The organism is Dokdonia sp. Hel_I_63 (assembly GCF_007827285.1).
Taxonomy (GTDB): domain Bacteria; phylum Bacteroidota; class Bacteroidia; order Flavobacteriales; family Flavobacteriaceae; genus Dokdonia.
In genome coordinates, this window is sequence record NZ_VISD01000001.1 from 1,456,090 (window position 1) to 1,467,165 (window position 11,076).

At 37.7% G+C, this 11,076-nt stretch carries 12 protein-coding genes; 8 read left to right on the forward strand and 4 right to left on the reverse strand.

What is annotated here, in order from left to right; all coding sequences use genetic code 11:
• From JM84_RS06500 to JM84_RS06515, 4 genes are all read left to right on the forward strand, one after another.
• Complete coding sequence (locus JM84_RS06500; RefSeq protein WP_144783288.1) at positions 1 to 546, forward strand: response regulator; 546 nt, start codon at positions 1 to 3, stop codon at positions 544 to 546.
• Positions 547 to 855: 309 nt separating this feature from the next.
• A complete protein-coding gene (locus JM84_RS06505) occupies positions 856 to 1,176 on the forward strand; it encodes a DUF3467 domain-containing protein (protein WP_013749852.1) in 321 nt (106 codons plus the stop codon).
• 106 nt (positions 1,177 to 1,282) lie between these two features.
• Positions 1,283 to 1,858, forward strand: coding sequence for a biliverdin-producing heme oxygenase (locus tag JM84_RS06510; RefSeq protein WP_013749851.1), 576 nt, complete (start codon positions 1,283 to 1,285; stop codon positions 1,856 to 1,858).
• 104 nt (positions 1,859 to 1,962) lie between these two features.
• Positions 1,963 to 2,979, forward strand: coding sequence for a helix-turn-helix domain-containing protein (locus JM84_RS06515; RefSeq protein ID WP_013749850.1), 1,017 nt, complete (start codon positions 1,963 to 1,965; stop codon positions 2,977 to 2,979).
• Here JM84_RS06515 and JM84_RS06520 read toward each other — a convergent pair.
• Positions 2,976 to 3,272: a putative quinol monooxygenase gene (locus tag JM84_RS06520; protein WP_144783290.1), complete on the reverse strand. Its 297-nt coding sequence runs from the start codon at positions 3,270 to 3,272 to the stop codon at positions 2,976 to 2,978. The two genes, JM84_RS06515 and JM84_RS06520, sit on opposite strands and share 4 nt — an antisense overlap.
• On the reverse strand, positions 3,269 to 4,105 hold the full coding sequence (locus JM84_RS06525) for an S-adenosyl-l-methionine hydroxide adenosyltransferase family protein (RefSeq protein WP_013749848.1): 837 nt from the start codon (positions 4,103 to 4,105) through the stop codon (positions 3,269 to 3,271). Before JM84_RS06525 ends, JM84_RS06520 begins: the two co-directional genes overlap by 4 nt.
• A gap of 184 nt (positions 4,106 to 4,289) precedes the next feature.
• Here JM84_RS06525 and JM84_RS06530 point away from each other — a divergent pair, with 184 nt between their 5' ends.
• Together JM84_RS06530 and JM84_RS06535 are read left to right on the forward strand one after the other, a co-directional pair.
• Positions 4,290 to 5,246, forward strand: a complete 957-nt coding sequence (locus JM84_RS06530; protein ID WP_013749847.1) for a PhoH family protein — start codon at positions 4,290 to 4,292, stop codon at positions 5,244 to 5,246.
• Positions 5,247 to 5,358: 112 nt separating this feature from the next.
• The gene (locus tag JM84_RS06535) at positions 5,359 to 6,309 is read left to right on the forward strand and encodes a phosphoribosylaminoimidazolesuccinocarboxamide synthase (protein ID WP_041295590.1); all 951 of its coding nucleotides are present in this window, start codon (positions 5,359 to 5,361) and stop codon (positions 6,307 to 6,309) included.
• Positions 6,310 to 6,393: 84 nt separating this feature from the next.
• On the opposite strand, the gene JM84_RS06540 is transcribed toward JM84_RS06535, so the two are convergent.
• Positions 6,394 to 7,473 carry a DNA topoisomerase IB gene (locus tag JM84_RS06540; RefSeq protein ID WP_144783292.1) on the reverse strand — a complete coding sequence of 360 codons (1,080 nt, stop codon included), beginning with the start codon at positions 7,471 to 7,473 and terminating at the stop codon, positions 6,394 to 6,396.
• A 106-nt stretch (positions 7,474 to 7,579) separates the two neighbouring features.
• Here JM84_RS06540 and JM84_RS06545 point away from each other — a divergent pair, with 106 nt between their 5' ends.
• The gene (locus JM84_RS06545) at positions 7,580 to 8,971 is read left to right on the forward strand and encodes an alanine/glycine:cation symporter family protein (protein WP_144783294.1); all 1,392 of its coding nucleotides are present in this window, start codon (positions 7,580 to 7,582) and stop codon (positions 8,969 to 8,971) included.
• A gap of 125 nt (positions 8,972 to 9,096) precedes the next feature.
• Here the strand turns inward: JM84_RS06545 and JM84_RS06550 are convergent, their stop codons facing one another.
• On the reverse strand, positions 9,097 to 10,725 hold the full coding sequence (locus tag JM84_RS06550; protein ID WP_144783296.1) for an acyl-CoA carboxylase subunit beta: 1,629 nt from the start codon (positions 10,723 to 10,725) through the stop codon (positions 9,097 to 9,099).
• Between the two features lie 161 nt (positions 10,726 to 10,886).
• Here JM84_RS06550 and JM84_RS06555 point away from each other — a divergent pair, with 161 nt between their 5' ends.
• Positions 10,887 to 11,069: a CAL67264 family membrane protein gene (locus tag JM84_RS06555; RefSeq protein WP_013749842.1), complete on the forward strand. Its 183-nt coding sequence runs from the start codon at positions 10,887 to 10,889 to the stop codon at positions 11,067 to 11,069.
• Positions 11,070 to 11,076: the final 7 nt, after the last annotated feature.

Genomic DNA, 11,076 nt, shown 5'->3' on the forward strand with positions numbered 1-11,076 from the left:
ATGTCAACAGAAGTACATATACTACTTGTAGAAGATAAAGACTCAGATGCTGCCCTTATTACAAGGCAAATTCACAAGTTAGATAAAGCATATAAAGTGCAGGTTGTTGATAATCTAGCAGATTTAGAGGTTGCCATAAAGACTTTTAATCCGCAGCTTATAATATCGGATTATAACTTACCTACGTGCTCTGGCATGGAGGTGTTGGAGGTAGCTAGAAGCAAGTCTCCTACAGCAACATTTTTATTTGTAACGGGTACTCTTCAAGACGAAGAGCTAGCTGCAGAGACCATATTGAATGGGGCAGATGGTTTTATTCTCAAAAGGCATATTAGTGTCCTTTCTTCAAAGCTGGCTCCACATATTGAGAAGATAAAAAATAGACCTGTCATAGTGCAAAATACTAGAAATCGCATTAAACAAAGTACAGATCTTATAAATGATATAAAAGAGTATATGGAAGATATTACTAAAGAAAACATCTCTCATCAAGAACGAATAGCGAAAATAAGGGCGCATCTTGATAAAATTAAAAGCTCATTATGATGTTATAAATTATTTATATAAGCAGTTTATAAAATTTTAGACTTGCTATGATTTAAAAGTATACAATAAACAAAATATGATATATGTTTAAAACCTGTTCAGAACCACTGAGCAGGTTTTTTATTTCATAAAACTTAATTTTTATGGAAATATTAAGCATTTATTAACGAATATCTAACATTGAGATGAGGATTTACGCTTTCGTGAAAGAAAGGCAATTCTTACCTTTCCAGACTTCTTTATAGATCAAATTAAAAAGACTAAATCAATCAAATTGAGAGTGTTACTCTCGTTACAATACTCGCCCACATGGCTGAAGATAAAAAGACTCAAAAAAACCAACAACAAATTAATATTGAACTAGATGAGGCAGTTGCACAAGGCACTTATTCAAATCTGGCTATTATCAATCATTCTGTTTCAGAATTCGTAGTAGACTTTGTAAATATTATGCCCGGTACGCCTAAGAGCAAGGTAAAGAGCCGTATCATATTAACGCCGCAACATGCTAAGAGACTTGCAAAGGCATTAGCCGAAAATGTAAAACGCTTTGAAAATGCACATGGTGTAATAAAGGATTATGAAAGACAACCTGTTCCATTAAATTTTGGACCAACTGGTCAAGCTTAATTTTATTTATTGGTATAGTTTGTGATGAGCTGATCCATAATTAATTAGCTCTACATAAACGCAAGGTAATATTACATATGAATAGTTTACTTATAAAAACATCCCTATGATTTTAGAAGCACTCAAAAATGGAACGTCGTCTATTCACGATACGGTAGAAAAGAATAATTTAACTAATTATATTATGGATGGTTCTATTGATCAAGATCAATATGAATCATTACTACGTCATAATTTTAAAGTATACAAAGCTGTAGAAGATTTTATAAATGGTCGTTATGAGATGTTGCCACTAGGACTGAAACCTTTTGCAGGTTATGAAAAAACAAATGCGCTTGCCAAAGATATTACAGCTTTTTCAAGTTTACCGCTGCCAGAGCCTATGCGTATCACTGGAGCTAGAGATGAGGCAACTTTAGTAGGTAAGTTGTACGTCATAGAAGGGTCTATGATAGGCGGAATTATGATGAGCAAAAAGCTTAAGTCTTGTAGTAATTTATCACATATTGAGCATCATCATTTTTTTAATGGAAATGTTAATGATGGTTTGTTGAGATGGAACGTGTTCAAAGAGGCTGTAAATTCTTTAGACTTTAGCTATGAAGAAATTAAAACCGCAGTTAAAAGCGCAAAAGCTACTTTCAAATTGTTTAAGAAGGCCTACAAAAAAGAGCTTATCTAGCATTCACATATAATTATACATTCTGGTTAAAGCATGGTTAAAAGTGGCATGATTCATTTTTTATAAGTAAATATTCCTGAACTTCATGGTCAATAAGTAAATACATGAAATCATACAGACTAAGAATTGAACAAGTAGACGACTTCGTACCTGAAATTGCAAAGGCCTTTGGAGTTAATTTCACAAATAATTTTGGTGAATTTGCAATGCAAATTCCAACACATTTGGGTAAAGGTTTCATAAAAGGTATTAATTTTCCTAACGGTATCGGTCTTCACATCATTAATGGTGATATGATAGACGATACCGAACTTTATTTTGAGAATAATGGGATGAATTCCCTGCGTTTCATTTATTGCATGAAAGGGGAGGTAGGTCACAAATTTTCTAGAGATTCTGAAGAAATGGCCATTAGAAGAGCAGAGCATCTTATTGCAGCGCCTAGATATAATGAAGATCAAGTCTATATTATAAAAAAAGAAAAGCCGGCAATTGTTTGCTATTTGGAAATCAACAAGGCGAAATTTCAAGAGCAGCTTTCTTACGACTTATCAAAGGTAGATGAAGTGTATTATCCACTATTTGCAGATGTTAACGCTCTCACTCAAGTTTGCTATAAAGGATACTATAGTTTGCAAATTTCAGATATTATAGACGATATCTTGACTAACGATGATCAAGGTCTAGTGAGAACAAATTATCTTGGAGCAAAGGCATTAGAGTGTACCTCGTTGATGCTTAAATTATTTAAGGAAGATTCTCTTGAAGGTAATAAGCGTACCACACTTAGATTATCAGATTTAGATAACATTGCAGCAGCTGTTCAGTATATAGAAAAGCATATTTCTGAGCTCGTAACTATTCCAGAAATTGCAGAAGTTGTGGGTATCGAAACTTACAGACTGCAAGATGGCTTCAAACGCAATTACGGTATGACTGTAAATGATTATATCAAGGAGTTTAGACTTAAAAGAGCACTGACTATGCTCACCTCAGAGGATAAAAATGTTTCAGAGGTAGTATATGCACTTGGGTTGTCTAGTCGAAGTTATTTCTCAAAAATTTTTAAGGAGAAATACGGTATTAGTCCTTCTTCTTTGCGACGAAATCCAGACATTTAAGATAGTTTTTCTAGAGATGAGGTAGTCCAAGCTTCAGGCTTTGCGCTAAACTTGGTTTTTGTTTCTGCCCAAATTCCCTTAAAAAGTTCTGAGTTCCGATAATTCTGTAGTGCTTCGTCAGATATCCAGTGGCTATGTGTGAAGAAAATGAATGGATCATCTTCACCACGTAATAGTTCTAAATATAGGCATCCATTAGATGCTCTAATTTTCTCTTTTACTTTCTCAAAATTTGATAGAAAAGCTGGTATCTCGCTTTCGCGAAAGCGTAATTTTACAAGTCTTACGATCATTTATCTATAAAGTTAATCATTACAGTATCTCTATAATTGAGGCCAAAGAGACTTGCCGCACTTCCTACAGTACTTGGATTACTCTTATAGATAGCAAGCTCTACATATCCACCAGAATTAAAAACAGCCAGTTTTTTGCCTTCTTCTTCTCGTTTAGATTTATCAATAGTAAAATTTATTGCGTCACTGTATTGATTGTGAATTTTTGAAATATCTGCACCTCTCGCTTGAAGCTTGTAATCACGCCCTTTTCCTATCTCATCAAAGAGTTTTTTTGTGATATTACTAATCACATTACCGTAATTATCAATGTAAATTACATTTCCAGAAATTTGATTTCGAGAGGTGTTTATTACAGGAGAAATTCCTGTAAGTTGTCTGATGGTATCTATATTTTTTCCTATAACTCCTAATGTTCCGCCACGTGCAATGTGGCAAGCAGTTTTTACAAAGACGTCAAGCACGGTGAAGTTGGTTTGCGTGCGGTCATGAATATTTATCTCTACTTTTTCCTCAGGTACTATATCTTTAGTTAGGAGAGAAATAATACCATTGTTAGCACATATAAAGTAATGACCGTCTAGTTTTACAGCAATATGATTAGTCTCTGGTGTAAGCTCACTATCTACACCTATAACGTGTATGGTTCCTTTGGGGAAATTTTGATAAGCATTTTGAATAATGTATGCTGCCTCCATAAGGTGAAAAGGGGAAACAGAGTGCGATATATCTACAATGCGTACTTCTTCTAACTCTGAATATATAGCACCCTTCACAGCACCTGCAAAGGGATCTTTCTCTCCAAAATCTGTAGTAAGAGTGATAATTTTCATCGAGTTATGTGTGTATGCTTATTAAAAAGCATATAATTCTGTTATAGTTATAAACTAAAATTTTTTATTATTTCTTAACTTAGAAAGGCATGAGTTATGCAAATGCTGGTTAAAAAAGACGTATTTTAGTAGTAAACAAATCTAAAATATTTTACGGACGTAACTCACTAAATCCTTCTGCCTTTTGAACGAATTAATCTTAGAACTCTCAGAAATCAATCCGCGCGAATTTTTCGGTCAGCGTAACTCAAATATCGAACTTTTAAAACAGTATTACCCTAAGCTTAAAATTGTTGCCAGAGGTAACAAAATTAAAGCCTATGGTGATGAAGATCTCCTTGAGGAGTTTGATAGGCGTATGACAATGCTTATGGAGCACTTTGGTAAATACAATAAGCTCGATGAGAATTCTATTGAACGCGTATTGACTAGTGTAAGCAAAGCAGATTATGAAACTCCAGTTGAAAGCGGGGATACACTTGTACATGGTGTAAGTGGTAAGCTTATAAAGCCGCAAACTGCAAACCAGCGAAAACTTGTTGAGTTGGCAAAGAAGAATGACTTAACATTTGCCATAGGACCAGCAGGTACCGGAAAAACATATGTGGGAGTGGCACTTGCTGTCAAGGCACTCAAAGAAAAACAAGTAAAGCGCATTATACTCACGCGTCCAGCAGTTGAAGCTGGCGAAAATTTAGGTTTTTTACCAGGAGATTTAAAAGAAAAACTAGATCCCTATATGCAGCCACTTTATGATGCATTGCGCGATATGATACCTCATGAAAAGCTAGAGACTTTTATTGAAAAGGGAGTTATACAGATTGCTCCTATGGCGTTCATGCGCGGTCGTACCTTAGATAATGCGTTTGTGATTCTTGATGAGGCGCAAAACACAACACACGCTCAGATGAAAATGTTCCTTACTCGTATGGGTCGCAATGCCAAATTTATGATTACAGGAGATCCAGGGCAAATAGATTTACCAAGGAGAGTTACCAGTGGTCTCAAAGAGGCACTTCTTATTTTAAAAACTGTACAAGGAGTTGGTATGGTTTACTTAGATGATAAAGATGTAGTACGCCATCCTCTAGTTAAGAAAATGATTGCAGCTTATAGAGAGATAGAAAATAGAAATGATTAATTTTTGTTAAGCATAATGCTTGATTAAGCATTTAGAATTTTACTTTTGAAAAATAAATAATCGTGTTGTTTTAATGCCTTAAAAGGTTTATCACAACTGTTCAAACAAACCTATAGTGAACACTATTACAGACACTAATTTTAACTTCCCTGGTCAGAAATCTATCTATAAGGGTAAAGTGAGAGAAGTCTACACGCTCGAAGATGATTTATTACTGATGGTTGCAACAGATAGGCTTAGTGCCTTTGATGTGGTAATGCCTAAGGGAATTCCTTTTAAGGGACAAATCTTAAATCAGATTGCTACTAAAATGATGAAGGATACAGAAGACCTAGTGCCTAACTGGCTCGTGGCTACGCCAGATCCTAATGTGGCAATAGGGAAGCGATGTGAGCCTTTTAAAGTGGAGATGGTAATACGTGGATACATGTCTGGTCATGCTGCTCGTGAGTATAAGGCGGGACGCAGAGTTCTTTGTGGTGTTGAAATGCCAGAAGGGATGAAAGAAAATGATGCATTTCCAGCGCCTATTATTACACCAGCGACTAAGGCAGAGATGGGTGACCACGATGAGGATATCTCAAGAGAAGATATTATTAAAAAGGCTATCGTTTCAGAAGAAGATTACCTAGTGCTAGAAGATTACACATGCAAGCTTTTTCAAAGAGGAAGTGAGATAGCAGCATCTAGAGGACTTATATTGGTTGACACCAAGTATGAATTTGGAAAAACAGCAGATGGTGAGATTGTTCTCATAGATGAGATACATACTCCAGACTCTTCTCGTTACTTCTATGCCGAAGGTTATGAGGAGCGTCAAGCAGCTGGCGAAGCTCAAAAACAACTATCTAAAGAGTTTGTGAGACAGTGGCTCATCTCAAATGACTTTCAAGGTCTAGAGGGACAAAGGGTGCCTGAGATGACAGACGAGTACATTGAGACTGTATCAGAAAGGTATATTGAGTTGTATGAGAATATTACGGGAGACGCTTTCGCGAAAGCGGATACTTCAAATATCCTTAATCGTATCGAGAAGAACGTGCTCGCATACCTTGCAAAATAAGAGCATAGCATCTTAAAAATTAATAAGCCCTTTCGTTACGAAGGGGCTTTTTTTGTGTTACGCTTTCGCGAAAGCGTACTTATATCACTTACTAAAATCTAATTCAAACTTTGAAATCATTTGCAGTAAGACTTCCTCAGTTTCTGTAAAAAATGGTCTTGCTCCTTGATGAGCATCTACCTTTTTAAACTCAGCGACGATAGATCCAGACTCATAGGCATCTACTATTTGAGGATGCACATAGTACTTGCGACATACGTTGCGTGTGTTACCTAGAGCTTTTGCAGCGGCATCAAAAGCGGTGAGTATGTTTGCTTTGTTTTCTTTTGCGTCTTCTGTGTAGCCTAGGTCGTGCACGGTTTCAAAAAAAGTTTTTGTAGCTCCCCAAGTTCTAAAATCCTTTGCCGAAAACAAGTCTCCGCTTAGCTCGTGTATATAATTGTTTACCATCGAGCTATCTACGCGGTGCTTTTCGCCATTTGCATCATAAAATTGAAATAACTCCCAGCCAGGTATTTCTTCGCAACGGTTTACAAGCTTTGCGAGTTTCTTATTGCGTAGGGTGATGTTGTGCTTTTTACCTTTTTTACCCACAAACTCAAAGCGGATTTTTTCCTTGGTAGTTGTCACGTGTCTGGTGCGTAAGGTAGAGAGGCCGTAGGTTTTATTGCGCTTTGCGTAGTAGTCGTTACCTATGCGTATGTGGGTTTCTTCCATAAGCCTGAGGACAAGTGCAAGTACCTTGCGTTTTGACATCTCTGGAGCATCAAGATCCTCATCTATGCGCTCGCGTATGCTAGGCAGTGCGTTTCCAAAATTGGCTAGTTTATAAAACTTAGTTTGGTTTCTAATTTTTGACCACAGATCGTGATATCGGTATACTTTTCTGTTTTTAGCATCTCGTCCTACCACTTGTAAATGTCCGTTAGGAGGATATGCAATGCGCACTTTCTCCCAGTTAGGCGGTATTACGAGATTATTGATGCGATCTAGTTCCTTCTCGTCCTCAAGAGGTTTATCATTAAAGTAATAATGAAAGTTTTTCTTCTTCTTTTTCCTTCTTATGTTGAGGTCTGCATCAGAGACGTAAATGAGATTTGCTGCGGCTGCAGTTTCCTCAGGATTTCTAAGGATGTTCTCGATTTGGCTAGCGGTGAGTGTCATAACAGTAAATTTAGTTATGAAAACAAATGCCTGTTCAAAAATATATGTGAACGTTTTGGTAAACTGCTCTTAATTTTTGTTACTTCACCATATAAATAGATCTTGTATGCAAGCACAACCATCATTTTACGATCAAGCTAATGAACTTATAGCAGATTTTTCTAGCGCTATGTGGGGAATCCCGCTCGTATGCTTACTTATAGGTGGCGGTCTGTTTTTGCTCATCTATTCGAGGTTTTTGCCATTTAGATATCTAGGTCACGCTGTTGCAGTCTTGCGAGGGAAGTATGATGGAGAAAATGATGAAGGAGAGATTACACACTTTCAGGCGCTCACTACAGCGCTTAGTGCTACTGTGGGTATGGGTAACATCGCAGGTGTGGCAGTAGCAATTGCGATAGGAGGTCCAGGTGCTGTTTTCTGGATGTGGATGAGTGCCATTGTGGGTATGGGAACTAAATTTTTTACAGGCTCACTTGCCATAATGTATAGAGGTAAAGATAGTGAGGGCAAAACACAGGGAGGACCTATGTACTTTATTACACAAGGAATGGGGAAGGCATGGAAACCACTTGCCGTAATCTTTAGTATCGCAGGATTAGTTGGTGCATTGCCGGTTTTTAATGTAAACCAACTCACACAGGCGGTAAATGATATTTTACTCGTTCCGCAGGGTGTTGAGGTAGGTTTTACTTCGAATTTAATTATTGGTCTTGTGCTTGTTGCAATTACTTCTGTAGTAATTTTAGGAGGTCTCGATCGTATTTCAAAAACAGCTGCCAAACTTGTTCCAGCCATGGTGCTCATCTATTTTGTAGCGGTAATGGCAATACTCTTTGTAAACATAGATGTAGTTCCTAAGTATCTAGGTCTCATATTTACAGACGCCTTCTCTGCCGATTTTTATACGGGAGATAAACTGCTGGGTGGCGTTGTAGGTGGTCTCATATTACTCGGTATTAAACGTGGTGCTTTTTCAAACGAGGCTGGTGTAGGTACGGCACCTATGGCGCACGGCGCTGCAAAAACAGCAGAACCTATACGTGAAGGACTCGTAGCAATGCTCGGTCCAGCAATCGATACCATCGTGGTGTGTACTCTTACGGCGCTTGCGATCTTAGTAACAGATGTATGGCAAACGAGCGATGCAAATGGAGTTACACTTACGGCTTCCGCTTTCGCGAAAGCGTTATCACCTGCAGGTAAATACATATTATTATTGTGCATCGCCGTGTTTAGTATCTCATCACTTTTCTCATATAGTTATTATGGTACCAAGTGTTTGAGTTTCCTTTTTGGAGCACATAATAAAAAGTATTATAACATCGCTTATATCGCAAGTATCTTGATAGGTGCAACTACATCACTTAGTATGATGATTAATTTGATAGACGGATTTTTTGCCATCATGGCAATCCCAACAATGATTGCAACCTTGTATCTCGCACCAAGAGTGATGAAGGAAGCGAGGAGGTATTTTAAGGCTTTAAAAGAATAGAAATATTGATGGCTATTTTCTAAAGTTGGCCAACTGAAGAACTAATACTGTAAGACATAAAAAAAGCTAGGTCATTTAATTTAATAAATGACCTAGCTTTTTTTATCTAATATCGTTCTGTTCAATTACACTTGAATCACCCCAAGATTAAAAGGCTTCTCGATAGGAGCGTGGTCTGCGGCTTCGATACCCATTGAGATCCACTTACGGGTATCTCTCGGGTCTATGATGCCATCTGTCCAGATTCTTGACGCTGCGTAGTATGGTGATACTTGATCATCATAACGAGACTTAATACGGTCAAAAAGTTCTTTTTCTACCTCTGGTGTGATTTCTTTTCCTTGCTTTTTAAGAGATGCAGTTTCTATCTGTAGTAATACTTTTGCAGCACTATTACCAGACATCACAGCAAGCTCTGCACTAGGCCAGGCTGCTATGAGCCTTGGGTCATAAGCCTTACCGCACATTGCATAGTTTCCTGCTCCATAAGAGTTTCCTATAACAATAGTAAACTTAGGCACAACCGAGTTTGAAACAGCATTTACCATTTTTGCTCCGTCCTTTATAATACCACCGTGCTCACTTTTACTACCTACCATAAAGCCAGTTACATCTTGTAGGAATACAAGCGGTATCTTTTTCTGGTTACAGTTGGCTATAAAGCGCGTCGCTTTATCTGCACTGTCTGAGTAGATCACTCCACCAAACTGCATTTCACCTTTTTTAGTTTTTACAAGCTTGCGCTGATTTGCAACTATACCTACTGCCCATCCATTAATGCGAGCGTATCCTGTAAGGATTGTTTGCCCGTATCCTTCCTTATACTCATCAAACTCAGAGTTGTCTACCAGTCTGTCTATAATGTCTCGCATATCATATTGATCTGCACGAGAGGCAGGCAGGATACCAAAAAGTTCTTCTGGATCTTTTGCAGGCTTTGCAGGTTCAATACGGTTGTAACCTGCTTTTGTATAATCGCCTATTTTTCCCATCAATTTTTTAATGGTATCAAGAGCGTCTTTGTCATCTTTAGACTTGTAATCTGTTACACCAGAAATCTCACAGTGCGTAGTGGCTCCTCCTAATGTCTCATTATCTATAGACTCGCCTATTGCTGCTTTTACAAGGTAGCTTCCCGCAAGGAAAATACTTCCCGTTTTATCTACTATAAGCGCTTCATCACTCATAATAGGTAAGTATGCACCACCGGCAACACAGCTACCCATTACAGCAGATATTTGCGTAATACCCATACTACTCATCACCGCGTTGTTGCGGAAGATGCGTCCAAAGTGCTCCTTATCTGGAAAAATCTCATCTTGCATAGGGAGATAAACACCTGCACTATCTACTAGGTAGATGATGGGCAGCTTATTTTCCATTGCGATTTCTTGCGCTCTTAAATTTTTCTTCCCTGTTATAGGGAACCAAGCTCCAGCCTTTACAGTAGCATCATTTGCAACAATGAGACATTGCTTGCCAGATACGTACCCTATTTTTACAACCACACCACCAGAAGGGCAACCGCCGTGTTCTTCATACATACCTTCACCCGCAAAAGCAGCAATCTCGATACACTTGTTTGGGTTATCTACTAGGTAATCTATTCGCTCGCGAGCAGTCATTTTACCTTTTGCTTTATGCTTATCTATTCTTTTCTGACCACCGCCAAGTTTTACTTCGGCAAGGCGGTTTCTCATATCTGATAAGAGTAACTTATTATGATCTTCGTTTTTATTGAATTTTAAATCCATAAAATGTGTGTGTGCTTGAATGTTTTTCTGTCTATAAAGGTAAGTATTGTAGCACAAGCTTGAAATGAGAATTGTAAAAATTACCAGCTACCCAAATTCCAATAAATAACCGATATTTGTAGCTTATCTTATTTAATAAGATTTTCCCTAAAAATTAAACTATGGGTATGAATAAAAATACCGTTCTGGCTTGGGCCACTTTTATAATGATTTTAGTAGGCTTAGGACTTATTGCTCTAGGCGTTTTTAGATATACTGATGTAGCCGGCTGGGGTTTTGCATCTGTGGGTATTGGCTTTTTTGCTATTGCTTGGGTATTTAATGCCCTTAAGGGTCGCGTATAATGTACAA